26 protein-coding genes are annotated in these 25,642 nt (G+C 76.4%); 17 read left to right on the top strand and 9 right to left on the bottom strand.

The features are described 5' to 3' along the window. Positions 1–14 precede the first annotated feature (14 nt). Both ACI79W_RS07360 and ACI79W_RS07355 read left to right on the top strand, forming a co-directional pair. A complete protein-coding gene (locus tag ACI79W_RS07360) occupies positions 15–332 on the top strand; it encodes a hypothetical protein (protein WP_456561426.1) in 318 nt (105 codons plus the stop codon). 69 nt (positions 333–401) lie between these two features. Then, positions 402–2,480, top strand: a complete 2,079-nt coding sequence (locus ACI79W_RS07355) for a S9 family peptidase (RefSeq protein ID WP_456561425.1) — start codon at positions 402–404, stop codon at positions 2,478–2,480. A gap of 12 nt (positions 2,481–2,492) precedes the next feature. Here the strand turns inward: ACI79W_RS07355 and ACI79W_RS07350 are convergent, their stop codons facing one another. The 3 genes from ACI79W_RS07350 to ACI79W_RS07340 all read right to left on the bottom strand — a co-directional run bounded on the left by ACI79W_RS07350 (position 2,493) and on the right by ACI79W_RS07340 (position 4,746). Further along, positions 2,493–3,584: a DUF4192 domain-containing protein gene (locus ACI79W_RS07350; RefSeq protein WP_456561424.1), complete on the bottom strand. Its 1,092-nt coding sequence runs from the start codon at positions 3,582–3,584 to the stop codon at positions 2,493–2,495. 90 nt (positions 3,585–3,674) lie between these two features. Then, positions 3,675–4,415, bottom strand: coding sequence for a hypothetical protein (locus ACI79W_RS07345; protein WP_456561423.1), 741 nt, complete (start codon positions 4,413–4,415; stop codon positions 3,675–3,677). Between the two features lie 37 nt (positions 4,416–4,452). Further along, positions 4,453–4,746 (bottom strand): Dabb family protein, encoded by a 294-nt coding sequence (locus tag ACI79W_RS07340; protein WP_456561422.1) that lies wholly within the window; start codon positions 4,744–4,746, stop codon positions 4,453–4,455. A 94-nt stretch (positions 4,747–4,840) separates the two neighbouring features. Here ACI79W_RS07340 and ACI79W_RS07335 point away from each other — a divergent pair, with 94 nt between their 5' ends. The 5 genes from ACI79W_RS07335 to ACI79W_RS07315 are packed head-to-tail and all read left to right on the top strand — an operon-like array spanning position 4,841 to position 9,791. After that, a complete protein-coding gene (locus ACI79W_RS07335; protein ID WP_456561421.1) occupies positions 4,841–6,094 on the top strand; it encodes a glycosyltransferase family 4 protein in 1,254 nt (417 codons plus the stop codon). After that, entirely contained in the window at positions 6,088–6,867 is a 780-nt protein-coding gene (locus ACI79W_RS07330) for a class I SAM-dependent methyltransferase (protein ID WP_456561420.1), read from the top strand. Before ACI79W_RS07335 ends, ACI79W_RS07330 begins: the two co-directional genes overlap by 7 nt. 10 nt (positions 6,868–6,877) lie before the next feature. Beyond that, positions 6,878–7,966: a prenyltransferase gene (locus ACI79W_RS07325; protein ID WP_456561419.1), complete on the top strand. Its 1,089-nt coding sequence runs from the start codon at positions 6,878–6,880 to the stop codon at positions 7,964–7,966. Further along, on the top strand, positions 7,963–8,847 hold the full coding sequence (locus ACI79W_RS07320) for a glycosyltransferase family 2 protein (protein ID WP_456561418.1): 885 nt from the start codon (positions 7,963–7,965) through the stop codon (positions 8,845–8,847). Before ACI79W_RS07325 ends, ACI79W_RS07320 begins: the two co-directional genes overlap by 4 nt. Continuing rightward, a complete protein-coding gene (locus ACI79W_RS07315; protein WP_456561417.1) occupies positions 8,844–9,791 on the top strand; it encodes a glycosyltransferase family 2 protein in 948 nt (315 codons plus the stop codon). The genes ACI79W_RS07320 and ACI79W_RS07315 overlap by 4 nt, the downstream gene beginning before the upstream one ends. Positions 9,792–9,848: 57 nt before the next feature. Here ACI79W_RS07315 and ACI79W_RS07310 read toward each other — a convergent pair whose 3' ends face one another. Genes ACI79W_RS07310 through ACI79W_RS07295 form a run of 4 tightly spaced genes read right to left on the bottom strand, consistent with a single transcriptional unit; the run spans position 9,849 to position 12,662 of the window. Beyond that, positions 9,849–10,181: a TraR/DksA family transcriptional regulator gene (locus ACI79W_RS07310; protein WP_456561416.1), complete on the bottom strand. Its 333-nt coding sequence runs from the start codon at positions 10,179–10,181 to the stop codon at positions 9,849–9,851. Positions 10,182–10,231: 50 nt separating this feature from the next. Next, positions 10,232–10,867, bottom strand: a complete 636-nt coding sequence (locus ACI79W_RS07305; protein WP_456561415.1) for a class I SAM-dependent methyltransferase — start codon at positions 10,865–10,867, stop codon at positions 10,232–10,234. Then, complete coding sequence (locus ACI79W_RS07300) at positions 10,864–12,138, bottom strand: YibE/F family protein (protein WP_456561414.1); 1,275 nt, start codon at positions 12,136–12,138, stop codon at positions 10,864–10,866. Before ACI79W_RS07300 ends, ACI79W_RS07305 begins: the two co-directional genes overlap by 4 nt. A gap of 47 nt (positions 12,139–12,185) precedes the next feature. Beyond that, positions 12,186–12,662: an STAS domain-containing protein gene (locus ACI79W_RS07295; RefSeq protein ID WP_456561413.1), complete on the bottom strand. Its 477-nt coding sequence runs from the start codon at positions 12,660–12,662 to the stop codon at positions 12,186–12,188. Positions 12,663–12,806: 144 nt separating this feature from the next. On the opposite strand from ACI79W_RS07295, the gene ACI79W_RS07290 reads away from it, so the two are divergent. The 7 genes from ACI79W_RS07290 to ACI79W_RS07260 all read left to right on the top strand — a co-directional run bounded on the left by ACI79W_RS07290 (position 12,807) and on the right by ACI79W_RS07260 (position 18,103). Further along, on the top strand, positions 12,807–13,304 hold the full coding sequence (locus tag ACI79W_RS07290; RefSeq protein WP_456561412.1) for an Hsp20/alpha crystallin family protein: 498 nt from the start codon (positions 12,807–12,809) through the stop codon (positions 13,302–13,304). 109 nt (positions 13,305–13,413) lie between these two features. Next, positions 13,414–13,740: a MerR family transcriptional regulator gene (locus ACI79W_RS07285; RefSeq protein ID WP_456561411.1), complete on the top strand. Its 327-nt coding sequence runs from the start codon at positions 13,414–13,416 to the stop codon at positions 13,738–13,740. A gap of 67 nt (positions 13,741–13,807) precedes the next feature. Continuing rightward, positions 13,808–14,128 carry a metal-sensitive transcriptional regulator gene (locus ACI79W_RS07280; protein ID WP_454970577.1) on the top strand — a complete coding sequence of 107 codons (321 nt, stop codon included), beginning with the start codon at positions 13,808–13,810 and terminating at the stop codon, positions 14,126–14,128. A gap of 25 nt (positions 14,129–14,153) precedes the next feature. After that, positions 14,154–14,366, top strand: a complete 213-nt coding sequence (locus tag ACI79W_RS07275) for a heavy-metal-associated domain-containing protein (RefSeq protein ID WP_456561410.1) — start codon at positions 14,154–14,156, stop codon at positions 14,364–14,366. 13 nt (positions 14,367–14,379) lie between these two features. Further along, positions 14,380–15,291, top strand: coding sequence for a hypothetical protein (locus ACI79W_RS07270; RefSeq protein ID WP_456561409.1), 912 nt, complete (start codon positions 14,380–14,382; stop codon positions 15,289–15,291). 50 nt (positions 15,292–15,341) lie between these two features. After that, positions 15,342–17,609 (top strand): heavy metal translocating P-type ATPase, encoded by a 2,268-nt coding sequence (locus ACI79W_RS07265; protein ID WP_456561530.1) that lies wholly within the window; start codon positions 15,342–15,344, stop codon positions 17,607–17,609. A 134-nt stretch (positions 17,610–17,743) separates the two neighbouring features. Continuing rightward, positions 17,744–18,103, top strand: coding sequence for a hypothetical protein (locus tag ACI79W_RS07260; protein WP_456561408.1), 360 nt, complete (start codon positions 17,744–17,746; stop codon positions 18,101–18,103). Here ACI79W_RS07260 and ACI79W_RS07255 read toward each other — a convergent pair. Both ACI79W_RS07255 and ACI79W_RS07250 read right to left on the bottom strand, forming a co-directional pair. Continuing rightward, positions 18,089–19,012 (bottom strand): M56 family metallopeptidase, encoded by a 924-nt coding sequence (locus ACI79W_RS07255; protein ID WP_456561407.1) that lies wholly within the window; start codon positions 19,010–19,012, stop codon positions 18,089–18,091. The two genes, ACI79W_RS07260 and ACI79W_RS07255, sit on opposite strands and share 15 nt — an antisense overlap. 15 nt (positions 19,013–19,027) lie before the next feature. Continuing rightward, the gene (locus ACI79W_RS07250; RefSeq protein ID WP_456561406.1) at positions 19,028–19,396 is read right to left on the bottom strand and encodes a BlaI/MecI/CopY family transcriptional regulator; all 369 of its coding nucleotides are present in this window, start codon (positions 19,394–19,396) and stop codon (positions 19,028–19,030) included. A 113-nt stretch (positions 19,397–19,509) separates the two neighbouring features. On the opposite strand from ACI79W_RS07250, the gene ACI79W_RS07245 reads away from it, so the two are divergent. From ACI79W_RS07245 to cydC, 3 genes are read left to right on the top strand one after another with little or no spacing between them, the layout of a single operon-like run. Beyond that, on the top strand, positions 19,510–21,090 hold the full coding sequence (locus ACI79W_RS07245; RefSeq protein WP_456561405.1) for a cytochrome ubiquinol oxidase subunit I: 1,581 nt from the start codon (positions 19,510–19,512) through the stop codon (positions 21,088–21,090). 31 nt (positions 21,091–21,121) lie between these two features. Next, the gene (gene cydB, locus ACI79W_RS07240) at positions 21,122–22,165 is read left to right on the top strand and encodes a cytochrome d ubiquinol oxidase subunit II (RefSeq protein WP_456561404.1); all 1,044 of its coding nucleotides are present in this window, start codon (positions 21,122–21,124) and stop codon (positions 22,163–22,165) included. Then, on the top strand, positions 22,162–25,518 hold the full coding sequence (gene cydC, locus ACI79W_RS07235; protein WP_456561403.1) for a thiol reductant ABC exporter subunit CydC: 3,357 nt from the start codon (positions 22,162–22,164) through the stop codon (positions 25,516–25,518). The genes cydB and cydC overlap by 4 nt, the downstream gene beginning before the upstream one ends. The last annotated feature ends 124 nt before the right edge of the window (positions 25,519–25,642 follow it).

Raw genomic sequence — 25,642 nt, 5'->3', positions numbered from 1 at the left:
CCGGGCAGCTGGTCGTGGCGGAGGACGCAGGAGCGGACCCGGACGGGCCCCGCGCGGAAGAGGTCTTCGAGGCGGCGCTGCTCCCCCGCCCCGGCGGACCGCTGCTGCACCGGGCCCGTGTGGCCGGCGCGTTCGTCGCCGGGCTGTTCGGAGGGTTGCTGCCCGCCCCGTCGGTGCACGACGTCGTGGTGACCCGGCGGGCCGACGGCGGCGAGGTCCTGCGCGTGCCGGCCGGGGACCCGCTGGCCGCCGGGGACGTGCTGCAGGCGGTGCGCACCGAGCTGGGGACGCTGCGGCCCGGCGAGTTCCTCCGGGCCTGGGACGTCCGCTGACGCGCGGCGGGGGCGGCACCGGCTCACTACGGTGAGGCCGTCCCCCGCTGCCGCGTGAGAGAAGGCCCCGTGAGCTCGTCCGCCCCTGCACCCGAGGCACCGGCCGGCGACCCGGCGCCCACGCCGTTCCACCGCCTGGCCGACTTCGTCGCGCTCCCGCGGATCGGCGGCCTCGCCCTCTCCCCCGACGGGACGCGGCTGGCGGTGCCGCTGCAGACGCTCGACCGCGAGGGCAAGAAGTGGCAGACGGCGCTGTGGGAGGTCGACCCGCAGGGGGCGCGCCCCGCCCGGCGGCTCACCCGGAGCGCGCCCGGCGAGTCGGCCCCGGCCTGGGCGCCGGACGGCTCGCTGCTGTTCACCTCCACCCGGCCCGATCCCGGGGCCGACCCCGCAGCCGAGCCGAAGCCGGCGCTGTGGCAGCTGCCCGCGGGCGGCGGCGAGGCGCGGCCGGTGCTCGCCCGACCGGGCGGTGTCGGCGCGTTCGTCGTCGCCGCCGGCAGCGGCGACGTCGTGGTCGTCTCCGCCACGACGCCCGGCGGCTCCGCGCCGGAGGCCGACGAGGAGCGGCGCAAGGCACGGGCCGACGCCGGGGTGTCGGCGATCCTGCACGAGACCTACCCGGTGCGGTACTGGGACCACGATCTGGGGCCGGCCGTCCCGCACCTGTTCTGGGCCGGGCAGCTGCCGGCCGACGAGCAGCCCGGTGACGACCGGCCGCTCGAGCTGCGCGACCTCACCCCGGACGCGGCGCCGCCGAACGGCTCCGGTGACGACATCGCCCTCTCCCCCGACGGCACCGTCCTCGCCCGCGCCGAGGAGGTGCCCGACGGCCCCGCCGGGTGGCGCACCCGGCTGGTGCTGGTCGAGACCGGCTCCGGGGACACGCGGGCGCTCGTCGACGACCCGCTGGCCGACGTCCACGGGGCCGCCTTCTCCCCCGACGGCAGCCGGCTGGTGTGCGTACGGGAGGCGATGTCCTCCTATGCCGAGCCGCCGGACTACACCCTGCTGCTGGTCGACGTCACCGACGGCACGGCTCGCGACCTCACCCCCGGGTTCGATCGATGGCCCAGCGCCCCGCAGTTCTCCGCCGAGGGCGACGCCGTCTACTTCCTCGCCGACGACGACGGCCGCCACGCGGTGTTCCGCGTGCCGCTCGACGGCGGGGAACCGCTGCGACTCACCGCCGACGGTGCCTACAGCGACCTGCAGGTCGCCCGCGACGGCAGCGCGCTGTACGCCCTCCGGTCGGCGTACGACTCCCCGCCGCTGCCGGTCCGCCTGGACCCGGTCGCCCCGATGCAGGAGCCCGCTCCCCTGCCCACCCCGGTGGCGGTCGAGCGGCTGCCGGGGACGCTGCACGAGGTGCACGCGACCGCCGCCGACGGTGCGCGGGTGCAGTCGTGGCTGGTCCTCCCGGAGGGTGCGTCGGCGGAGTCGCCCGCCCCGCTGGTGCTCTGGATCCACGGCGGGCCGTTGATGAGCTGGAACTCCTGGTCGTGGCGCTGGTGCCCGTGGGTGCTGGCGGCCCAGGGCTACGCGGTGCTGCTGCCCAACCCGGCGCTGTCCCAGGGGTTCGGCCAGGAGTTCGTGCGCCGCGGCTGGGGCGAGTGGGGCGGCGCCCCGTACACCGACCTCATGGCGGCGGTGGACGCGGCCGAGCAGCGGCCGGAGGTCGACGAGACCCGGACGGCGGCGATGGGCGGCTCGTTCGGCGGCTACATGGCCAACTGGGTGGCCACGCAGACCGACCGCTTCAAGGCGGTCGTCACCCACGCGAGCCTCTGGAACCTGGAGCAGTTCACCGGCACCACCGACGCCGCCTACTACTGGGAGAAGGAGTGGGGCGACCCCTTCACCGAGCCCCGGCGGTACGAGCAGAACTCCCCGCACCGCTACGTGGACCAGATCCGCACCCCGGTGCTGGTCATCCACGGCGACAAGGACTACCGGGTGCCGATCGGCGAGGCCCTGGCGCTCTGGTACGGCCTGCAGAAGCGCGGCGTCCCGTCGAAGTTCCTCTATTTCCCCGACGAGAACCACTGGGTGCTGACGCCGGGGAACAGCCGCGTCTGGTACGAGACCGTGCTGGCGTTCCTGGCCGAGCACGTGCGCGGTGAGGAGTGGCGGCGCCCGGAGCTCCTCTGACACCGGTGGTGCTCACGCCGGCGGGCCGTCGGGCGGCGTCGGCTCGGCGGCCCGCTCGAGCAGCTCCCGGAGCCCCGCGGGCGGCAGGCACCCGTCGAGCGCCTGCCGCAGCAGCCGCGCCAGCGCGTGGTCCGGGTCGCTGTCCAGGGCCCGGCCGAGGGCGATCCCGGCCATCGCGCCGTCGCCGCGCAACCAGGCGCTGACCGCCAGCAGGGTGGCCGGCGCGGCGTCCAGCGGCGCCGGCACCCGCCGGGCGCACACCGTCCACAGCACCTCCGCCGCCGCCGCATCGGGCCCGAGCGCCAGCTGCAGGGCGCGGTCGCGCACCCGCACGTCGCGCAGCGCCCAGCCCAGCGCCGCGAGCTCGTCGTCGTCCAGCGGTCCCTCACCGGACGGGCCGGGCCGGCAGCGCAGGACCGCCCGCCGCACCGCGGCCCACGACTCCTCGGTCAGCGCCGGCCGACCCACCTCCCGCAGCCGGGCGGCGCGACCGGTCGCGGTGCGGAGGCAGGCCTCCCGCATGCCCCCGGCCGAGCCGGGAGGTGCGTCGAGGCGCCGGGCCAGCGCCTCCCGGTCGGGGGCGACCACCTGCCCGGTGCAGACCGCCGCGGCCGCCAGCGGGCTGGTGCCACCGGGCAGCGGGGTCCCCGCCGACGGGGCGCAGCAGGCGTGCGGGCAGTCGTAGGACCACCAGCGCCCGCGCCGGACGAGGAGCACGTCGCGGGCGGCGATGCCCGCCGCGGCCAGGGCCAGCACCAGCTCGTGCACCAGCGGCCGGTGCGGCAGGACGACCGGCTCCTCCCCCGCCGGAGGAGGGTCGTCCGGCGCCTCGGACACCACGACGAGCAGGGCGGCCGCGGGCCGGTCGCGCTGCAGGCTGCCGACCAGCAGCCGCGCCGCCCGCGCGCCCTCCGCGGGCGGGGGCAGGTCGCCCCGGACGGTCAGCCCCACCCGGCCGCCCGTCGGACCGCCCAGGCCGACGAGCACCACCGACTCGGCGGGGTGGAAGCCCAACAGGTGCGGCAGCGCGGCGGCCACCTCACCGGGGTCGGAGAGCCGGATCTCGCGCTGGTCGGCGGGCTGCTGCGCGGTGGGGAGGTCCATGGGTACCGACCCTGGGGGCGCCCGGGCGCCGGCGGACAGGACCTGCCGTCCTCTGTGGACGGCGGGCGGCGCTGTGGATCCGGCGGGCGGTCAGCCCAGCGCGTCCGCCTGGACCTCGTACGCCTGATCGAGCAGCGCCGCGAAGGCCGCCGGGTCGGCCGGCGCGCCGCCGCCGAGGCTCGCGTCGACCGACAGCAGGAGGAGCAGCCGGTCGTCGTCCTCGACCGCCGCGACCAGCGTCGGCACCGTCACCCGCGCACCGTCCGGAGCGGCGATCGTGGTCGTGTAGCGCAGCAGCGCCGAGCCCTGGCCCAGGTCGGCCACCGGCAGCTCCTCGAAGGTGATCGTCGCCTCGCCCAGCTGCGGGGAGGAGATCCGCGCCTCGGGGCACCGCTCGGCGGCGCCGGCCAGCTGCCCGACGGCGTCCTCGATCGGGCCGCCGCGCACCAGCATCTGCACCGTCGTCGTCGACCCGGTCGTGGCGCTCTGCGCGGCGACGTCCTCGAACGCGTCCAGGGCGGGCTGGGTGCCGTCGACGGCGGCCCGGCAGCTCTCCGGGGAGATCTCCACGTCAGGCCCGCCCGCGACGATGCCGGTCCCGGCGCGCAGCTGCTCCGGGGAGAGGGCCAGCACGGTCGCGTCCGGCCCGAAGGCGTCGGCGGGCAGCAGCCCCGAGGCGAGGTCCGGCGCCTTCGACGCCTGCGCCGAGGACGCCGCCGCAGCCGACGAGGCGGCCGCGGCGGTGCGGTCGGAGGCGTCCCCGTTCCCGCACCCGGCGAGCAGCAGGGCGGCGGCGGACCCGGCCACGAGGGGACGGCGTGCGGACGTCATGCCGACGACGCTAGCCGCCGACCGCCCGTGCCGGCCGTCACATGCGGTGCTGGATCGCGCTCCGCGCGGCCAGGATGGGCCGCACGTGCTCGGCGATGACCGCCAGGTGCACGGGGTCCTGCGCGTAGCGGTGGAACGCCTCGACGTCGGGGAACTCGGCGATCAGCACGGTGTCGGCGTTGCCGTCGACCAGGCCGGCGTCGTCGGCGACGAGCAGCGACGTCATCCCGCCGACCGAGCGCCGCAGCTCGCGCAGGGCCTCGACCGTCTGCGCCCGCCGTTCCGCGTCGGCATCCGGCGACCAGGTGAAGAGCACGACGTGACGGATCATGGGGGAACTCTGCCAGCCGCGCCGTCGACCGGCCGGGTGGTGCACCTACCGGCTGGTAGCCGGAGGGTGGTGCGCGGTCGTTAGAGTCCCGGCCATGGGACGGTCGTTGCGCATCGCACTGCTGTCCTACCGGAGCAAGCCGCACAGCGGCGGCCAGGGCATCTACGTGCGAGCCCTGTCCCGGGAGCTGCGCGAGCTCGGCCACCGCGTCGAGGTGCTCAGCGGCCAGCCCTACCCCCAGCTCGACGACGGCGTGCCGCTCACCCGCGTCCCGAGCCTCGACCTGTACCGCGAGCCCGACCCCTTCCGGACCCCGCGCCCCTCGGAGATCCGCGACTGGGTCGACGTCGCCGAGTGGGCCACGATGTGCACCGCCGGCTTCCCCGAGCCGCTCACCTTCACGCTGCGCGCCGCCCGCCACCTGCTCCCCCGCCGCGGGGAGTTCGACGTCGTGCACGACAACCAGTCGCTGGGCTACGGCCTGCTGCGGCTGGTGCGGGCCGGCGTTCCCACGGTCGCGACCGTGCACCACCCGATCGCCATCGACCGCGACCTCGAGCTGGCAGCGGCCCCCACCCTGCGCCGCAGGCTGACCCTGCGCCGGTGGTACGCCTTCACCAGGATGCAGGAGCGGGTGGTCCAGCAGCTGGACGCGGTCACCACCGTCTCGGAGAACTCCCGCCGCGACATCGCCGCGCACATGGGTCTGGCGCCGGACCGGATGACCGTCATCCCGGTGGGCATCGACCCCGACCGGTTCTCACCGCCACCGGCCGACCGGCCCCGGGACACCGACTCGATGCTCGCGGTCACCAGCGCCGACGTCCCGCTCAAGGGGCTGGTCCACCTGCTGGAGGCGCTGGCCAAGCTGCGCACCGAGCGGCCCGTTCGGCTCACCGTCGTCGGCAGCACCCGGCCCGGCGGCCCCGCCGAGGCGGCGCTCGACCGGCTCGGCCTGCGCGACGCCGTCCGCTTCACCGGCCCGGTGCCCGAGGAGGAGCTGATCCGCCTCTTCCAGCAGGCGTCGCTCGTGGCGATCCCCTCTCTCTACGAGGGGTTCTCGCTGCCCGCCGTGGAGGCCATGGCCTGCGCCACCCCCCTGGTCACCACCGACGCCGGCGCCCTGCCCGAGGTCGTCGGCACCAAGGCGGGGCTCCGGGTCCGGGCCGGCGACGTCGGCGAGCTCACCGCGGCCCTGCAGCTGGTCCTCGACTCCCCCTCGCTCGCCGAGCAGCTGGGGCGCGCCGGCCGCCGCCGGGTCCTGGACACCTACACCTGGCGGGCCACGGCCGAGCGCACCGCCGACTGGTACGCCGAGACGCTGGACCGGAAGGGATCCACGTGCTGACCGTCGACTACGACCGGCTCGGCCTGCGGCCGGGGATGACCGTCCTCGACCTGGGCTGCGGCGAGGGCCGGCACGCGTTCGAGGCCTACCGGCGGGGCGCGCACGTGGTCGCCGTCGACTGGGGTCAGCACGAGGTGTCCACGACGAAGCGCTGGCTGGGCGCGATCGCCGAGGCGGGCGAGGCCGGACGGGCGGGCGACGGCACCGAGGCCTGCTACGAGGTGGTCCGCGGCGACCTGCTGCACCTGCCGTTCCCCGACGCGAGCGTCGACCGGGTGATCGCCTCGGAGGTGCTCGAGCACATCCCCGACGACACGACCGCGATGGCCGAGATCTCCCGCGTGCTCAAGCCCGGCGGCCGGGTCGCGGTGACCGTCCCCCGCTTCGGCCCCGAGCGGGTCTGCTGGGCGCTGTCGGACGCCTACCACGCCAACGAGGGCGGGCACATCCGCATCTACCGCGCGGACGTGCTGCGCGCCCGGCTCGCCACGGCCGGCCTGCTGCCTGGGGAGAGCCACCACGCGCACGCCCTGCACGCCCCGTACTGGTGGCTCAAGTGCGCCGTCGGCGTGGAGGAGGACAACGCCGCGGTGCGGGCCTACCACCGGCTGCTGGTGTGGGACCTGACGAAGCGTCCGTGGCTCACCCGGGCCGCCGAGCGGGTGCTGGACCCGCTCATCGGCAAGAGCTTCGTGGTCTACGCCGACAAACCCGCCGAGGTGACCGCCGCCGCGGCCGGGCTGGAGCGGGAGCGGTCCGCTGCGGCCCGCTGAGCGAGGCGCCGTGGCGCTGCCCGAGCTGCCCGGGGTGCTCGACGGCGACCAGGTGCGGAGGACCGTGGCCTGGATCGCCGGTGAGCAGCAGCGCGACGGCTCGCTCCCGTGGTTCACCGGCGGCCAGCTCGACCCCTGGGACTCCGTCGAGGCGGCGATGGCCCTGGACCTCGGCGGCGAGCACGCCCGGGCCGCCGCGGCCTACCGCTGGCTCGCCCGCCGGCAGCGGGCCGACGGCAGCTGGGCGGCCGAGTACCGCGGCGGCCTCGAGACCGCGCCCGCCGCGGAGAGCAACCACGCCGGCTACCTGGCCGTCGGCCTCTGGCACAGCTGGCTGACCACCGGCGACGAGGAGCTGGTCACCGGTCTGTGGCCGTCGGTGCGCGCCGGGCTGGACCTGGTGACCCGCATGCAGCTGCCCGGCGGTGCGGTCTCCTGGGCGCTGCGCCCCGACGGCACCCCCGACGACCTCGCGCTGCTCACCGGCAACGCCAGCCTGTTCCAGGCGCTGCGCTGCGGGCTGGCCCTGGCCGAGCTGGCCGGCGAGGCCCAGCCGGACTGGGAGCTCGCCGTCGCCGACCTCGGCACGGCGCTGCGCGGCCGGCCCGGCGCCTTCGCCGACCGGTCCCGCTACTCGATGGACTGGTACTACCCGGTGCTCGGCGGAGCGGTCACCGGCGGGGCGGCCCGGGACCGGCTGGCCGCCGGATGGGACCGGTTCGTCGTCCCGGGCCTCGGCATCCGCTGCGTCGCCGACCGGCCGTGGGTCACCGGGGCGGAGACCTGCGAGCTCGCGCTGGCCCTCGTGGTGGCGGGCCGGCGGGACGCCGCCCTCGAGCAGGTCGCGGCGATGCAGCACCTGCGCGAGGGGGACGGCTCCTACTGGACGGGCTTCGTCTACCCCGACGACGCGCGCTGGCCGGTCGAGCGCACCACCTGGACGGCAGCGGCCGTGCTCCTGGCCGCGGACGCGCTCTCCGGTGCCTCGCCCGCCAGCGGGTTGTTCGCCGACCCGTGGGCGCTGCCGGCCGCCGGCATGGCCGATGCCACGGCCCCGGTTGATTGGCTGGCCGGAGGCGCGGGCAGGGTGCACCCGTGACCGCCCCTCCCCCCAGCACCGACCGGCCCCGGCCGCCCTCCCCCGACGTCACCGTGGTCGTCGCCAGCCGCAACCGGCGCGAGGACCTGCTCGCCACGCTGCCGCGCCACGAGGCGCCGGTCGTGGTCGTCGACAACGCCTCCACCGACGGCACGGTCGAGGCCGTCCGGCACGCGCACCCCGAGGTGACCCTGCTGCCGCTGGACCGCAACGAGGGCGCGCACGGGCGCACGCTGGGCGCCGCGCACGCCCGCACCCCGTTCGTCGCGTTCGCCGACGACGACTCCTGGTGGGCACCGGGCGATCTGGCCCGCGCGGTGGAGGTCATGCGGGCCCACCCCCGGCTGGCCCTGCTCAACGCCCGCATCCTGGTCGGTCCGGAGGAGCGGCTCGACCCGGTCTGCGAGGTCATGGCCGCGAGCCCGCTGGGCACCGCCCCCGACCTGCCCGGGCCCTCCCTCCTGGGCTTCGTGGCCTGCGCGGCCCTGGTGCGCACCGAGGCGTTCGAGGCCGTCGGCGGCTTCGACGAGGTCGTCCGGTTCCCCGGCGAGGAAGAGCGGCTGGCCCTGGACCTCGCCGCCGCCGGCTGGGGCCTGGCCTACGTCGACGAGGTCACCGTGCACCACCACCCCTCCCCGCGCCGCGACGCACCCGGACGCCGGCAGGCCGGGCTCTGGCGCAGCCGGCTGCTCACCGCGGCCATGCGGCTCCCCGCGCGGGACGTCGTCCGGACGGCGGGGCGGGCCGTCCGCGCCGGGCGCCCGGGCGTCGAGGGGCTGCTGGCTGCCCTGCCCGACGCCCCGGCCGCGCTGCGCCGGCGCGAGCCGGTGCCCGCGTCGGTGCGGGCGGGGCTGCGCGCGTTGGCCGAGGAGTCGCGGTGAGCACCACCGGCACCTCCTCCCCGGCGTCCACCGGCAACCGGGCGGTCGGGCCCGACCCGCGCGTCGCCGTCGTGGTGATCACCCACCAGCGGCGCGACGAGCTGCTGGTCGCCCTCGACCGCCTGGTGGCCCTGCCGGAGCAGCCGCACGTCGTCGTGGTGGACAACGGCTCGACGGACGGCACCGCGGACGCCGTGCGCACGCGTTTCCCCCAGGTGGAGCTGATCGCCAGCCCGGAGAACCTCGGCGCGGTCGGCCGGAACCTGGGCGTGGCCCGGCTGGACACCCCCTACGTGGCCTTCTGCGACGACGACACCTGGTGGGAGCCGGGCTCGCTGCGCGCGGCGGCCGACGTCCTGGACGCGCACCCGCGGCTGGCGATCGTCACGGCCCGGATCCTGGTCGAACCCGGGGGCACCGAGGACCCGATCGTCGCCGAGCTGCGCGACTCCCCCGTCGTCGGCGCCGACTGGCTGCCCGGCCCGGCGCTGGGCAGCTTCCTCGCCGGCGCCAGCGTGCTGCGGCGGGAGGCGTTCGAGGAGGTCGGCGGGTTCTCCGAGCGGCTGTGGCTGGGCGGCGAGGAGGAGCTGATGGCCGGTGACCTCGCCGCCCGCGGCTGGGAGCTGTGCTACCTGGAGCAGCTCACCCTCCACCACCAGGCCAGCACCGCGCGCGACCCGCACAAGCGGCGCGCGGACGGCATCCGCAACACGCTCTGGACCACCTGGCTGCGGCGCCCGTTCCGGCCTGCGCTGCGGCGCACGCTGCACCTGCTGCGCACCGTGCCCCGCGACCGGGTCACCGCGGTGGGCCTGGCGCGCGCCGTCCGCGGCCTGCCGTGGGTCCTGCGCGAGCGGCGGGTGCTGCCGCCGCACGCGGAAGCCCGGTTCGCCGCGCTGGAGGAGGCGCAGCGCAACTCCACCGCCCGCCGCTACGTCAGTTAGGCCCCGTCCTGGGCACCGCCCCGAGCGTGCGAGGGGTGGGGAGGACGGGGTCCTTCCTCAGCGGGCGCAGTGGATGCAGGTGCGCGCGGTGGGGCGGGCGGCGAGCCGCTCCGGCGCGATCGGCCGGCCGCAGGTCTCGCAACGGCCGTAGGTGCCGTTCTCCACGGCGACCACCGCGACGTCGACGGCGGCCAGCCGGCGGCGCGCCTGCTCCAGCAGTGCGGCGACCTGCTGGCGCTCGAACGCGATCGTGGCGCCCTCGGGGTCGTGCTCGTCGTCGGCGTTGGACGCCTGGGACGCCGCCACGATCGCGTCGAACTCGCGGGTCAGCGCCTCGATCTGGGCCAGCGCCTCCGCCCGGACGCGGGACAGGTCCTCAGGGGGGAGCACCGCGACATCCTCCACCCCGCTGCCGACAGGACGGCGCCTCGGCAGCGAGCTCATGCGGTGCGGCGCAGCAGCCGCAGCGACCCGGTGCCCGGCAGCTCCTCGAACTCCCCGCTCGCCATCACCCGCCGGTACACGCCGTAGGGCGCCTGCCCGCCGTCGGTCGGGTCGGGGAAGACGTCGTGGATCGCCAGGGTCCCGCCCGCGGCGAGCTTGGCCACCCAGGCGTCCTGGTCGCGGCGCGCGGACTCCTCGGTGTGGCTGCCGTCGAGGAACAGCAGGGCCAGCGGCGTGGCCCACAGCGGGGCCAGGGTCTCCGACCGGGTGACGACGGCGACGACGACGTCCTCCGCGCCGGCCTCGGCGATGGTGCGGCGGAAGCGCGGCAGCGTGTCGATCCGCCCGACGGCGGGGTCGACCAGCGACGGGTCGTGGTACTCCCAGCCCGGCTGGTGCTCCTCGGAGCCGCGGTGGTGGTCGACCGTCACCACCTGGCGGCCGGTCGCGCGGGCGGCGGCAGCGAGGTAGAGCGCCGACTTCCCCATCCAGCTGCCCACCTCGAGCAGCGGGCCCGGGACGGCGACGGCGCGGGCGGCCTCGTAGAGGGCCCGGCCCTCGTCGTCGGGCATGAAGCCGGGGGCGGCCCGGGCGGCCATCAGCAGATCGGTCACGGCCACAGCCTCGCTCATCGGGCGAACCTGGTCCGCAGCGCGATCAGCCCGCGCTCGGTGGCCGCGCCGGCCTGGGTGTCCGCGGCCTTGGCGAAGAAGGCGCCGGCCGCCGTCGTCACCGGGACGGCGAGGACCAGCGCGATCGCCCCGACCAGCGTGCGGATGACTTCCTCGGCCAGCGCCGCGCTGGTGACGAGCGTCCAGACGGGCGTGGCGTAGATCTCGAGGAGCAGGAGCAGGGGCAGCGCAGCCCCGGCGTAGGCGAAGACGATGGTGTAGACCGTCGAGGCGATGTGGTCCCGGCCGACCGCCATGCCCCGGGTGTAGAGCTCCCGCCAGGTCATCTCCGGCGATACCTCGTGCAACTGCCAGATCGCCGACGCCTGGGTGATGGTGACGTCGTTGAGCACCCCCAGGCCGGCCACCACGACGCCGGCCAGCACCAGCCCGGAGAAGTTCAGCGTGGGATCGAAGCGCTGGAGCGTGAACGCGTCCTCGCTGGTCAGCCCGGTCAGCCGGGCGGCCGACACCGCGAGCGACCCCATGACCGCCACGAGGGTGAGTCCGAAGAGGGTCCCCACGAGCGCGGTGGTCGTCCGGGCCGTGAACCCGTGCGCCAGGTAGAGGACGACGAACATGATCGCCGCCGAGCCGACCAGGCTGACCAGGGTCGGGGAGTCCTCGCTCAGCAGCCCCGGCAGCATGAACTGGAGCAGGACGAAGAACGCGAACGCGAGCCCCAGCAGGGACGCGAGGCCCCGGAGCCGCGCCACGGCCCCCACGACGACGGCGAAGGCGACGGCCAGGACGATGATCGGGGTGTCCCGCTCGTAGTCCCAGAAGGCGTACGTCGGGCCGCCCTCGGCGCCCGCGTCGCGGGTGAGCACCAGCGTCTCCCCCTCCGAGACGCCGGCGGCGACCACCTCCGGCGGCATGTCGACCTGCTCGAAGGCACCGGCGCCCTCGCCCCCGAGGACCTCCACGACCGCGGTGGCGCACGTCTGGGGCGGGCCCGAGGGGTCGACGCCGCAGTCGAAGGTCTCGATCGAGACGATCCGCCCGTCGGGATAGGTGGTCCCCGGCGGCAGGGCCTGCTCGGCCGCCAGCTGGGCACGCGTCGGCTCCCCGCTGGGCCAGAGGGCGACCAGGCCGATCACCGTGGCCAGGCCGACGGGCACGAGCAGCAGGAGCATCAGCCAGACGGCACGCCGGCGTCGCCCGAGCGCCTCCTCGGTGGGCGGGGGCGCGTCCGGGTCGGGACCGTGGCTGTGGGCATGCGAGGACGACACCCGGTCAGGCTAGGAGCCGCGCGTCCGGGAGGCGCAGCGGCGCCGGGTCAGGTGTGTCGGGGGTCCCGCGGCGCCGGTCCGCTGCCGCCCGAGGGCTCGGCGACCACCCGGCCGTCGCCGGCCACGACGGCGAACCGGTGCCACAGCCCCGTGAGCTGCAGCGGGCGGGACACCGAGGGCGGTGGGTCGAGCAGCACGGTCTCGATGCCCCGGGGCACGCCGAGCTTCTGCAGCTGCACCAGCACCGCCAGCCCGGCGGAGTTCATGAACCCGACGTCACGCAGGTCCAGCTCCACCCGCTGCAGGGTGTGCTCGGTGAGCAGCAGGTCGGTGAGGGCGCGCACCAGGGGGCGGCGGGCGGCCTCGGTCAGCTCTCCCCCGACGACCAGGCGCACCGCGTCCCCCTCGACCGTGTGCGACACGGAGGGTTCGGCGGACTGCGCATCGTGGTCGGGTGCGGCGTGGCGCGGGGCGTCGTTGGTCTCCTCCACGGTGCCGTCCTGCCCCGTCGGTGTGGTGTTCACGCACCCGAGCTCCCGGGGGCTACCGGGAACATTTGAGCGCGATGGACGTTTACACGGGTGCGCGACCGAGGTAATCTCCAGTCGCCACTAGAGGTTCTCCTCGGGCAGCGAACACCAGCACGACCGTCACAGGAGGTTCCAGCCATGATGCTGACCGCTTACGACCCGTTCGCCGCCACGTCCGCCGCCTTCCGCGCGCTGGACCAGCTGACCGGTCGCGGCGCCGCCGCCACCGCCCGCCCGCTCTCGGGCATGCCGATGGACGCCTACCGGGTGGGTGACAACTTCGTCGCCCACTTCGACCTGCCGGGCGTGGACCCCGGCTCGATCGACCTCTCGGTCGAGGGCAACACCCTCACCGTGAGCGCCGAGCGCTCGGTCCCCCAGCTGGAGAACGCGGAGTGGACCATCGCCGAGCGGCCGTTCGGCAGCTACACCCGCCAACTGGTGCTCGGGCGGAGCCTCGACACCGAGAGGCTCGAGGCCAGCTACCACGACGGGGTGCTGACCATCAGCATCCCGGTGGCGGAGAAGGCGAAGGCCCGCCGGATCACCGTGACCCGCGCCGATGCGCCGGCCGCGGTCGAGGCGCGCACCATCGAGGGCGAGTCCCAGCAGGAGGCCAAGGCGGTCGAGAGCTGACCGCGGCCGATCCGGCAGCACCGCAGGGGCCGGGCCCGTCGGGGCCCGGCCCCTGCGCCGTTCCGCACCCGCCCGGCGGGCCCGACCACCAGGACAGGAGCGCGCCACGATGACCACCGAGGGGCAGGACCCGCTGCGCCGGCTGGACGACCCCGAGTACCCGGCGCTCACGACGAGCCAGGCCGCCGACCTGCTCGGCGTGCAGGCCGCATTCCTGCGAAGCCTCGACAGCTCCGGAGTGCTCTCCCCGCACCGCTCCCCCGGCGGCCACCGGCGCTACTCCCGCCGGCAGCTGGCGCTGGCCGCGCGCATGCGGGTGCTGCTGGACGACGGCCACCCGGTCGCCTCGGCGGAGGTCATCGTCGGCCTGCAGGACGAGCTCGCCGCGGCCCGCGCCGACCTCGCCCGGCTGCGCGACCGCCCGCCGGTGGATTGACAAGGAACCCTAGGGGGGTATGGTTCAGGTCGGCGTCGCAGGGTGCGGCGCCGGCAGGAGGGACGACGTGGAGACGACCGACGGTGCCTGCACCGGCCACGACCACGCGCACGGCTACATCCACCGCAAGGAGGACTACCTCAAGCGGCTGCGGCGGATCGAGGGGCAGGCCCGCGGCCTGCAGCGCATGGTGGAGGACGAGAAGTACTGCATCGACATCCTCACCCAGGTCTCGGCGATGACGAAGGCACTCCAGGCGGTCTCGCTGGGCCTGCTCGAGGAGCACCTGAGCCACTGCGTCGTCGACGCCGCCCGGGCCGGTGGCCGCGAGGCGGAGGAGAAGGTCCGCGAGGCCACCGACGCCATCGCCCGCCTCGTCCGCTCCTGACCAACCTTCCGCGAGAGGAACCCCCATGAGCACCACGGCCAGCTACACCGTCACCGGGATGACCTGCGGCCACTGCGTGAGCGCGGTGACCGAGGAGGTCTCGCAGGTGCCGGGCGTGACCGGCGTCGAGGTCGACCTCGGCACCGGCGGGCTCACCGTCAGCAGCGAGAGCCCGGTCGACGACGCCGCCGTCCGCGCCGCCGTCGAGGAGGCCGGATACGAGGTGAGCGGCCGCTGATGCGGCCGGCGCCATGAGCACACCCACGAAGATCGCCGCGTTCGCCGTCGGCCTGGTCGCCGTCTTCGGCGCCGCGGTCGGCGTGGGCTCCGCCGTGGGCCCGATCGGCCCGTCCGAGGTTGCGGCCGAGGCGGGGCACGCCACCGGAGCCGGGCACGGGGACGGCGGCCACGCCGCCGTCCCCGTGCCCGCGGAGGCACCGGGCGGCCTCCAGGTGAGCGAGGACGGCTACACGCTCGCCCTGGTCGACGGCACCGCCCCGGCGGGCCCGTCCACCGAGGTGGCCTTCCGCGTCCTGGGGCCCGACGGCTCGCCGGTCACGGCCTACGAGACCGACCACGACGTCGACCTGCACCTCGTCGCGGTGCGCCGCGACCTCACCGGCTACCAGCACGTGCACCCGGAGCTCGGCGAGGACGGCGTGTGGCGCGCTCCCCTGGCGCTGGAGCCCGGCAGCTGGCGGCTCTTCGCCGACTTCACCGCGGCGGCCGACGGGGAGAACCGCGTCCTCGGCGTCGACCTCGCGGTCCCGGGCGCCCAGGACCCCGCTCCCCTGCCGGCCCCGTCGCAGGTGGCGGAGGTCGACGGCTACACCGTCGTCCTCACCGGAGGGCTCACCCCGGGCAAGGAGTCGGAGCTCACGCTGAGCGTGAGCCGCGACGGCGTCCCGGTCACCGACCTGCAGCCCTACCTCGGCGCCTACGGCCACCTGGTCGCCCTGCGCGACGGAGACCTCGCCTACCTGCACGTGCACCCGGCCGGGCACGAGGGCACCCGGGCCGCGCCCGGACCGCACATCCCCTTCGCCACCACCGCCCCGTCGGCGGGCACCTACCGGCTGTTCCTGGACTTCCGGCACGGCGACGCCGTGCACACGGCCGCGTTCACGGTGACCGCCGGCCCCCACGAGGAGCACGGATCGTGACCACCACCTCCGGCACCGCCAGCAGCGACGTCGAGCTGCTCATCGGCGGGATGACCTGCGCGTCGTGCGCCGCCCGCGTCGAGAAGAAGCTCAACAAGCTCGAGGGCGTCACCGCCACGGTCAACTACGCCACCGAGAAGGCGAAGGTCAGCTACGCCGACGGCGTCAGCACCGACGACCTCATCGCCACCGTCGAGAAGACCGGCTACACGGCCCGGCTGCCCGAACCGTCCCGCCCCGAGGCTCGCCCCGAGCCTGCGAGGGGTGAGGAGGACGGGGTCCTCCTGCGGGCGCTGCGCACCCGGCTGGTCGTCTCGGCGCTGCTGACCGTACCCGTCGTCGCCATGGCGATGGTGCCGGCGCTGCAGTTCGAGTACTGGCAGTGGCTCTCGCTCACCCTGGCCGCGCCGGTGGTCGTGTGGGGTGGCCTCCCCTTCCACCGGGCCGCCTGGACCAACCTGCGCCACGGCGCGGCCACCATGGACACGCTGGTCTCCCTCGGCACGCTCGCGGCCTTCGGCTGGTCGCTGTACGCCCTGTTCTGGGGCACCGCGGGGGTGCCGGGCATGACCCACCCCTTCGAGCTCACCATCGCCCGCACCGACGGCAGCGCGAACATCTACCTCGAGGCCGCGGCCGGCGTGACGACGTTCATCCTCGCCGGGCGCTGGTTCGAGGCGCGCTCGAAGCGGCGGGCGGGGGCGGCGCTGCGCGCGCTGCTCGAGCTCGGCGCCAAGGAGGTCGCGGTGCTGCGCGGCGGCACCGAGCGGCGGGTGCCGGTCGCCGAGCTCGGCCGCGGCGACCTGTTCGTCGTCCGGCCCGGGGAGAAGATCGCCGCCGACGGCGAGGTGACCGAGGGCAGCTCCGCCGTCGACGCGTCGATGCTGACCGGCGAGCCGGTGCCCGTGGAGGTCCGGCCCGGTGACGCCGTCACCGGCGGCACGGTCAACGCCGGTGGGCGGCTGGTCGTGCGGGCCACCCGGGTGGGCAGCGACACCCAGCTGGCCCAGATGGCCCGGCTCGTCGAGGACGCGCAGAACGGGAAGGCCGAGGTCCAGCGCCTGGCCGACCGCATCTCCGGCGTCTTCGTCCCGGTCGTCCTCGCGCTCACCGCGGCGACGCTCGGCTTCTGGATCGGCACGGGCGCGGGGCTGCCGGCCGCCTTCACCGCCGCGGTCGCGGTGCTGATCATCGCCTGCCCGTGCGCCCTGGGGCTGGCCACGCCCACCGCGCTGATGGTCGGCACCGGGCGCGGGGCCCAGCTCGGCATCCTCATCAAGGGGCCCGAGGTCCTGGAGTCCACCCGCCGGGTCGACACCGTCGTCCTGGACAAGACCGGCACGGTCACCACCGGGCGGATGACGCTGCTCGACGTCGTCCCCGCTCGGGGTGAGGACGCCGACCGGGTCCTGCGGCTGGCCGGTGCCCTGGAGGCCGCGTCCGAGCACCCGATCGCCCAGGCCGTCGCCGCCGGCGCCGCCGCGCGCACCGGCGAGCTGCCCCGGGTCGACGGGTTCGCCAACGTCGAGGGCCTCGGGGTGCAGGGCGTGATCGAGGACGCCGCGGTGGTCGTCGGCCGGCGCCGCCTGCTGGCCGACTGGGCCATGCCGCTGCCCGCCGAGCTCGACCGGGCGGTCACCGAGGCGGAGAGCGCCGGGCGCACGGCCGTCGCCGTCGGCTGGGACGGCGCGGCCCGCGGCGTGCTCGTGGTCGCCGACGCGGTCAAGGACACCTCCGCCCGCGCCGTGGCCCAGCTGCGCGCACTGGGTCTCACCCCGATCCTGCTCACCGGCGACAACGAGCGGGCCGCGCGGTCGGTCGCCGCGCAGGTGGGCATCGACGAGGTCGTCGCCGAGGTGCTCCCCCAGGACAAGGTGGACGTCGTCCGGCGGCTGCAGGACGAGGGCCGGAGGGTGGCGATGGTCGGCGACGGCGTGAACGACGCCCCCGCGCTGGCGCAGGCCGACCTGGGCCTGGCGATGGGCACCGGCACCGACGTGGCGATCCAGGCCAGCGATCTGACCCTGGTCCGCGGCGACCTGCGGGCAGCCGCGGACGCGATCCGGCTCTCCCGCCGCACGCTGGCGACCATCAAGGGCAACCTGTTCTGGGCGTTCGCCTACAACGTCGCCGCGCTGCCGCTGGCCGCCGCCGGGCTGCTCAACCCGATGATCGCCGGCGCCGCGATGGCGTTCAGCTCGGTGTTCGTCGTCTCCAACAGCCTGCGGCTGCGCGGCTTCGCGCCGCTACCCGAGAACCGGGACGCGGCCCTGGCCGTGGCCCGCGGCCGTCGCGTCGACGCGCCCACCCCCGCCTGACCGGTCCTGGCCTGCACCTGACCGGCCCGCGGCGGAGTCCGGCCACCCCCTCAGGCACAGTTGCGCTCTGCCCACCCCCGCAGGGCAGAGCGCAACTGCACCGAGGACATCCCCACCGCTCCGGAGGGCAACCCATGAGGAACGTGCAGCGAGCCGCGGTGCGCGCCGTCGCGACGGCAGGGTTGGCCGCCGGCCTCGCCCTGGCCCTCCGGCCGGCCGCGACGGTCTCCGCCGTCGACCCGCAGTTCCCCCGTGAGCGGCTGTGGGCCGCCCGCGTGCTCGGCGCCCGGCTGGTCGCCCAGCACGCCGCACTCCTGGTGCGGCCGGACCCGGGCGTCGCGCGGCGGGCGGCGGCCGTGGACCGGCTGCACGCGGCCAGCATGCTCCCGCTGCTCGCCCACCCGGGCTACCGCCGGGCCGCCGTGATCAGCGGCGGGTCCGCGGCCGCGACCGCGGGGCTGCTCGCCGTCGCGGCGCGCTCAGAGCGCCGGTAGCAGCAGCAGCGCGGTCGGCACCAGCAGCAGGAGGACGGCGGCGGCGAGCGCGGCCGCGCGGGCCGGGGCCGGGAGCGGGTCGGCCGGCTCCAGCAGCCGGACCACCCGGGCCCGCACCGCCGCCCCGGCCACCGCGAGGGCGCCGGCCGGCACTCCCCCGGCGCCGCCCGCGGCCGCGACGATCGCCTCCGCGAGGGTGCGGCGCGACGCGGTCCCGTGGAGCGATTCGAGCGCGACGTCGTCGGCCCGCATCTCGACCAGCTCGCGCACCGCCCCGTACGCGCGCTCCGCCGCCGGCAGCACCGGCAGCGCCGCCTTCCAGGCGACGAACGGGAGCAGCAGCAGGTGGTGGTGCTCGCCCAGGTGTGCCCGCTCGTGCGCCACGACGGCGGCCAGCTGCTCGCCGTCGAGCTCGGCCACCATGCCGGAGGAGAGCACCAGCAGCGGCCGGGCGCCCGGGATGCAGAAGGCCACGGGCGCGGGGTGCTCGAGCAGCCGGGCGTCGGGCTCCGGGGACGGCTGCACCACCAGCTCCAGCAGGGCGCGGTGCCGCCGCCGGGTGCGGGCGATGCGCACCCAGGAGAGCAGCAGCACCCCGACCAGCTCGAAGGCCAGCACCCCGGCGAGGGTCAGCGCGACCCAGTGGTCACCGCGCACCGCCCCGCTCGCCGCCCGGCCGTGCAGCACCGCCCACACCGCCTCGGGCAGCGAGTGCCCCCACGGCGCGAGCCCGTGCACCAGCAGCGCGCCGATGATCGACAGCCCGCCGGCCAGCCCGATCGCCTGCCAGCAGAGCAGCGCCACCAGCGGGTCCCGCCCCGGCCAGCGGGCGCGGGCGAGCAGCGCCGGCACCGGCCAGGCCAGCAGCGCGGCGAGGACGGCGAGGAGCGCGGCGGTGGTGGGCAGCACGGACGGCGGCCCCGGTCAGCCCCGGGCGGCGTCGTCGGTGCCGGACGCGGCCAGCAGGTCCCGCAGCATGCGGGCCTCGTCGGCGTCCACGGCGCCGACGAAGCGCGCCAGCACGGCCTGGCGGTCGGCGGCCTGCCCCAGCACCTCGCGCATCACCCGGGCGGCGTGGTCCTCCCGGCTGGCCCGGGCGGAGAACCGGCGCGGGCGGGCCTCGTCGTGGACGACGAACCCCTTCTGCTCCAGCCGGCTCAGCACCGTGTGCACGGTGGTCAGCGCGAGCCCGCGGTCGGCGAGCTCGTCGCGCAGCCAGGTCGCCGCCACCGGGCCGTCGGCAGCCCACAGCCGCTCCATGACGGCTCGCTCGAGCTCTCCCAGCGATGCCATCGGTCCTCCTGTCCGGTAGATCACACGGCGACTCTTCTACGTGTCGTAGAAAACGTCTTCTACGAGGCGTAGAAAGAACGTGCCGATAGTAGACCGCAGAGAGGACCCAGGCCGTGGACGTCCTGGACATCGCACGCTGGCAGTTCGGGATCACCACCGTCTACCACTTCATGATGGTCCCGCTGACCATTGGCCTGGGGATCCTGCTGGTGGTCATGCACACCATGTGGGTGCGCACCGACGACCCCGAGTGGCTCCGGATGACCCGGTTCTGGGGCAAGATCTTCCTGATCAACTTCGTCCTGGGCGTGGCCACCGGCCTGGTGCAGGAGTTCCAGTTTGGGCTGGCCTGGAGCGAGTACTCCCGCTTCGTCGGCGACGTCTTCGGCTCGCTGCTCGCCCTGGAGGCGCTGCTGGCCTTCTTCCTCGAGTCGACCTTCCTCGGCCTGTGGATCTTCGGCTGGGGCCGGATCCCGAAGAAGCTCCACCTCGCCACGCTCTGGGCCGCGGTGCTCGGCTCGATCGTCAGCGCCTACTTCATCATCGCCGCCAACTCCTGGATGCAGCACCCGGTCGGGGTCGTCGCCGACGACACGACCGGCCGTCCGGTGCAGGTCGACTTCCTCGCGGTGCTCACCAACAACACCGCCCTGGCCGCCTTCACCCACACCATCGTCGCCGCCCTCATGGTCGCCGGCGCCCTCCTCGTCGGCGTCGGGCTCTACCACCTGCGCCGGCGGCGGCTGGCCGGGCGCTCCCCCGAGGACATCGACCACCAGGTGTGGCGCCGGTCGGTCCGGGTCGGCGGCTGGGTGTCCCTGGCCGCCTTCGTCCTGGTCGCGCTCACCGGTGACTGGCAGGCCAAGCTGATGTACCACCAGCAGCCGCTGAAGATGAGCTCGGCCGAGGCGCTGTGCGAGACCGAGGCCCCGGCGTCGTTCTCGATCTTCGCCTGGAACAAGCTGGGCTCCAACGAGTGCGACGACGTCCACTCGATCACCGTGCCGGGCCTGCTCTCCTTCCTCGCCCACGGCGACTTCACCAGCGAGGTCCCCGGCGTCAACGACCTCCAGGAGCGCTACGCCGAGGTCTACGGCGCGACCTACCCCGACGACCCGTCGCGCTTCGGCAACCTGGCCGGGGAGCCGGTCGACTACCAGCCGGTGCTCGCGGTCACCTACTGGAGCTTCCGGCTGATGATCGGCATGGGCGGGGTCTCCGCCGGGGTGGCGGCCTACGCGCTGTGGTCGACGCGGCGCGGCCGGGTGCCGACCTCGCGGATCGGGGTCTACGGCTCGCTGGCGGCCGTGGGGGCGCCGTTCCTGGCCAACGCCGCCGGCTGGGTCTTCACCGAGATGGGTCGCCAGCCCTTCGTCGTCGTCCCGAACCCGGACGTGCCGGTCGAGGACCAGATCTGGTTCTTCACCGCCCAGGCCGTCTCCCCCGGGGTCACCGCCGCCGAGGTCTGGACGTCCCTGGGCGCCCTGACCCTGGTCTACGGGGTCCTCGCGGTGATCGAGCTCTGGCTGATCACCACCTTCGTCCGGGCGGGCACCACCGCCGGCGACGCGAGCACCACGCCACCGATCGGCACCGGCCAGGACGACGACCGCCGCGAGGGCCCGGACGGCGACGCCGGTGGCGCCGGCGGTGGCCACCGCGCCGACGACGACGTCCTCCAGTTCGCCTACTGACCCCCACCCGTAGAACCCCGAGGAACCCGTCATGGACCTGCAGACCCTGTGGTTCGCCGCCGTCGCCGTGCTCTGGACCGGCTTCCTGCTGCTGGAGGGCTTCGACTTCGGCGTCGCCGCCCTCCTGCCGGTGCTGGGCCGGAGGACCGCCGACCGGCACCTGATGCTGCGCAGCATCGGCCCGCTGTGGGACGGCAACGAGGTGTGGCTGATCACCGCCGCCGGCGCGGTGTTCGCCGCCTTCCCCGGCTGGTACGCCACCTGGCTGCCCGCGCTCTACCTGCCCTTCGTCTTCGTCCTCTTCGGCCTGATCATCCGCGCGGTCGCCTTCGAGTGGCGGCACCAGTCGCACGACCCGCGCTGGGACGGCACCTGGACGCACGTGATCACGGTGGGGTCGTTGATCGCCGCCCTCGGCGTGGGCGCGGCGCTGGGCACGACCACGCTGGGCCTGCCCATCGACGGCGACGGCATCCGGGTCGGCGGCAGCTTCGCCGGCGTGGGCTGGGCGGCGCTGCTCGGTGCGGTCGCGGTGCTCGCCTTCTCGGTGGTGCACGGCGCGCTGTTCCTGGCGCTGAAGACCGGCGGCGACGTCCGGCTGCGGGCCCGCGCGTTCGCGCTGCGCTGGTCGCCGCTGGCCGCGCTGCCGCTGCTGGCCTGGGCCGGCTGGGTGCACCTGCGCTCGGGGACGCCGCTCACCGCCGTGCTCTGGGTCGTCGGCGCGCTCGCCGTCCTGGTCACCTGGGCGCGGATCCGGGTCGACCGCGAGGGGCAGGCCTTCGCCGGCTGGGCGGTGCTCCTGGTCAGCTCGGCCGCGACCATCTTCGGGGCCGCCTACCCCGTCGTCGTCCCCTCGACGATCGACCCCGCCTTCGACGTGACGATCGCCGACGCGTCGGTCAGCGACTACACGCTGACGGTGATGACGTGGGCGGCCGGCATCGGGCTGCCGGTCGTGCTGGGCTACCAGGCCTGGACCTACTGGGTGTTCCGCGAGCGGCTGACCGCGGAGCCGCAGCACGAGGCCGCTCCCCGCAGCGGTGAGGCCCCGGCACCGAGCGAGCTGCCGGCATGAGCGCCGGCGCGCCGCGGGGTCCGCTCGCCGCGCTGGCCGGCGTCCCGGGGCTGCGCGGCGCGCTGGTGCGGGCCGGGCTCGCCGCGCTCGTGCAGACGGCGGGCCTGGTCCTCCTCGCCGCCGGCCTGGCCCACGCCGTCGCCCGCGCGAGCGGGCTGAGCGAGGGCTCCCCCACCGTCCCGCTGGCGCTCGCGGCCACCGGTGTCGCGCTGCGCGCGGCCGCGGGCAGCCTCGGCGAGGCGGCGGCCGCGCGGGACGCCCGGCGCGCCGAGGACCTGCTGCGCCGCCGGCTGCTCGAGCGGCTCGCCACCTCCCCCGCCGCGGTGACCGCGGCCGGCGGACCGGCCCCGGCCGCGGTGCTGGCCACCACGCGGCTGCACGACCTCGGCCCGGCGCTGGGCAGCTACCTGCCGGCGCTCGCGCAGACGGTCGTCGTCCCCCCGGTGCTGCTGCTGGCGCTGGCCTGGACCGACCTGCTGTCGGCCGTCGTCGTCGCGGTCACCCTGCCGCTGGTGCCGCTGTTCATGGTGCTGGTCGGCAAGCACACGCAGGACGCGACGGCCGGCTCCGCCCGCGCGCTGGACCGGATCGCCGCGCACGTCGCGGAGCTGGTCCGCGGCCTGCCGGTCCTGGTGGGCCTCGGCCGGGCCGCCGAGCAGACGGCGGCGCTGGCCGCGCTCGGCGGGGCCCACCGCACCCGCACGCTGGCCACCCTGCGGATCGCCTTCCTCTCGGCCTTCGTGCTGGAGCTCGTCGCCACGCTGTCGGTGGCGGTCGTGGCGGTGACCGTGGGCGTCCGGCTGGTCGAGGGCCACCTGGCCCTGGGTCTGGGGCTCACCGCGCTCCTCCTCGCCCCCGAGGCGTTCGCCCCGCTGCGCGCGCTCGGCGCCGCCCACCACGCCGCGGAGGACGCCGCCCTCGCCGCCGCCGAGGCGCGCGCGGTCCTGGCCGCCCCCGCCGGCACCTCGCCCGCACCGGCACCGGGCGAGGACGACCCGCGCGGCGCCGAGGTGCTCGTCGCCGGGCTGAGCGTCTCCCACCCGGGCCGAGGGGTCCCCGCGCTGCCGCCCACCGACCTGGTCGTCCACCCCGGGGAGCTCGTGGTGCTCCGGGGCGCGAGCGGCTCGGGCAAGTCCACGCTGCTGGCGGCGCTGGCCGGGCTGACCGACCCCGCGGCCCAGGTCACCGGCACGGTCGCCGCCGGGGGCCCGGTCGCGGTGGTGCCGCAGTTCCCGCGTACGACGGGCGCGACGGTCGCCGACGAGCTGCGCCGGCACGCCGCCGCGGCGCCGGGCGTCGACGAGGTGGTGGCCGAGGCCTTCGTCGTCGAGGCGCTCGGCCGGGTCGAGGGCCACCACCTGGCCGGCCGCGAGCCGGAGTCGCTCTCCCCTGGGGAGCTGCAGCGGGTCGCACTGGCCCGCGCGCTGGTGCGGGTCCGCCGCGGCGCCCGGCTGCTGCTGCTCGACGAGCCGACCGCACACCTGGACGACGACGCCCGCGGGCTGGTGGCCGCCGTCCTCGCCGCCCTGCGCGGCACCGTGACCGTCGTCCTGGTGACCCACGACCCGGTGCTCGCCGGTCTCGCCGACCGCACCGTCGACCTCCCGGCACCGGCAGCACCCGCGGGTGCCGTCGTCTCCCCCGCCGCACCCGCCACCTCCACGGCCGGGGTCCCGGCGGAGCCGTCGGGTCCGGCCGAGGTCTCCCGGCCGGCGCCGGCAACCCCGCCCCGCACCGGGCGCGCGCTCCGCCGTGCGGTGCTGGCCGGCGCGCTGTCGTCCGGGGCCGGGGTCGCGCTCACCGCCGCCTCGGGCTGGCTGATCGTGCGGGCCGCGGAGATGCCGCCGGTGCTCACCCTCCTGGTCGCGACCGCCGGCGTCCGCTTCTTCGGGCTGGCCCGCGCCGTGCTGCGCTGGCTGGAGCGCCTCTCCGCCCACGACGTCGCGCTGCGCCAGGCCGCCGACCTGCGGGTGCGGGTCTGGCGGGCGCTGTCCGCCCAGGGGCTCGCCGCCGACCGGACACCCGGGTCGGCGCTGGCCCGCGTGGTGGGCGACGTCGGCGTGGTGCAGGACCTGACCGTGCGGGTCCGCCCCCCGGTGCTGGTGGCCGCCACCGTGCCCACCGGCACGGTCGCGGTGCTCGCGCTGGTGGACCTCGCGGCCGCGGGTGTGGTCGCCGCCGTGCTCGCGGCGACGGTGGCCGCCGTCCTGCTCGCGCACCGCGGCCTGGACGCCGGCGCCGCCCGCGCGGAGAGCACCGCGCGGGTCGCGGCGCTGCGGGAGACCAGCACCCTGCTCGAGGGGCTGGCCGACCTGCGGGCGCACGGGCTGGCCGGCCGGGCCGTCACCGAGCTCGACGCATCCGCCGCGCGCCAGGCCGGCCACGCCCGCACCCGCGACCGGGCCGCCGCCGTGGGCAACGGCCTGGTGGTGCTGGGCACCGGGTCGGCGGCGGTGCTCGGCACCGTCGCGGCCTCGGCCGGCGGGCTCACCGGCCCCCTGCTCGCCGTGGTCGCGCTCGCCCCGCTCGCACTGGTGGAGCCGCTGGCCGGGCTGGTCTCGGCGCTGCAGCGCCGGGGCGCGCTGGCCGACGCGCAGGCCCGCATCGACGCCGTCCTGACCGCCCCCGTCGCCGCGGAGCCCGCCGACCCCCTGCCGGCTCCCGGCGGCGTCCGCTCGCTGCGCACCGAGGCGCTCGGCGCCGGCTGGCCGGGCGGGCCGGACGTGCTGCGCGGGGTCGACGCCCGCGCCGAGGCCGGGGACGCCTGGCTGGTGGTGCGGGGGCCGTCGGGCACGGGCAAGTCGACGTTCCTGGCCGTGCTCATGGCTTCGCTGCGGCCGCGCGCCGGCCGCTACGCCGTCGACGGCGTGCCGGCCGACCGGATCCGCGGCGAGGACCTGCGCGCCCGCATGGCGTGGCTGCCGCAGGAGGCGCACGTGTTCGCCTCCTCCATCCGGGCCAACCTGGCGATGGCGGCCCCGCGCGGTGAGCTGGCCGGGCCCGCCGGGGAGGCCCGCATGCGCGCGGCGCTGGCCGCCACCGGGCTCACCGGGCTGGTCGCGACGCTGCCCGACGGGCTGGACACCCCCGTCGGCGCCGGTGGCACGGCCCTCTCCGGTGGCGAGCGGCGGCGGCTGGCCGCGGCACGGGCCCTGCTGGCCGATCGCGACGTCGTGCTGCTGGACGAGCCGACCGCCCACCTCGACGCCCCGAGCGCCGCGGCGCTGGTCCGCGACCTCCGGACGGCGTTCGCCGGTCGCGTGGTCGTCGTCGTCACGCACGACGTCGGCGTCGAGCGCCCCGGTGACACCGTGCTGGATCTCGGCGAGACGGCGGTCCGGGCGGCCGCCTGAAGGCCCAGGTGCTCACGCGGCCGGCGTCCACCCAGGCGGTTCCGCGACCACCAGCGCTCTGCCCACCCGCCCGGGGCAGAGCGCGACTGCCCCCGGTACCTCTCTGCTCGGAGTTCATCCGGCT

Source organism: Blastococcus sp. SYSU DS0533, from assembly GCF_054050775.1.
The sequence above is the reverse complement of the archived record's forward strand: the minus strand, read 5'-3'. Positions and strand labels throughout refer to the sequence as shown.

Coding starts and splice junctions, on each gene's coding strand:
- ACI79W_RS07350 (WP_456561424.1), bottom strand. CDS start 3,584: ATGGACCTCCCCACCGCGCAGCAGCCCGCCGACCAGCGCGAGATCCGG.
- ACI79W_RS07345 (WP_456561423.1), bottom strand. CDS start 4,415: ATGACGTCCGCACGCCGTCCCCTCGTGGCCGGGTCCGCCGCCGCCCTG.
- ACI79W_RS07340 (WP_456561422.1), bottom strand. CDS start 4,746: ATGATCCGTCACGTCGTGCTCTTCACCTGGTCGCCGGATGCCGACGCG.
- ACI79W_RS07335 (WP_456561421.1), top strand. CDS start 4,841: ATGGGACGGTCGTTGCGCATCGCACTGCTGTCCTACCGGAGCAAGCCG.
- ACI79W_RS07305 (WP_456561415.1), bottom strand. CDS start 10,867: ATGAGCGAGGCTGTGGCCGTGACCGATCTGCTGATGGCCGCCCGGGCC.
- ACI79W_RS07290 (WP_456561412.1), top strand. CDS start 12,807: ATGATGCTGACCGCTTACGACCCGTTCGCCGCCACGTCCGCCGCCTTC.
- ACI79W_RS07285 (WP_456561411.1), top strand. CDS start 13,414: ATGACCACCGAGGGGCAGGACCCGCTGCGCCGGCTGGACGACCCCGAG.
- ACI79W_RS07275 (WP_456561410.1), top strand. CDS start 14,154: ATGAGCACCACGGCCAGCTACACCGTCACCGGGATGACCTGCGGCCAC.
- ACI79W_RS07270 (WP_456561409.1), top strand. CDS start 14,380: ATGAGCACACCCACGAAGATCGCCGCGTTCGCCGTCGGCCTGGTCGCC.
- ACI79W_RS07265 (WP_456561530.1), top strand. CDS start 15,342: ATGACCTGCGCGTCGTGCGCCGCCCGCGTCGAGAAGAAGCTCAACAAG.
- ACI79W_RS07260 (WP_456561408.1), top strand. CDS start 17,744: ATGAGGAACGTGCAGCGAGCCGCGGTGCGCGCCGTCGCGACGGCAGGG.
- ACI79W_RS07250 (WP_456561406.1), bottom strand. CDS start 19,396: ATGGCATCGCTGGGAGAGCTCGAGCGAGCCGTCATGGAGCGGCTGTGG.
- cydB (WP_456561404.1), top strand. CDS start 21,122: ATGGACCTGCAGACCCTGTGGTTCGCCGCCGTCGCCGTGCTCTGGACC.
- cydC (WP_456561403.1), top strand. CDS start 22,162: ATGAGCGCCGGCGCGCCGCGGGGTCCGCTCGCCGCGCTGGCCGGCGTC.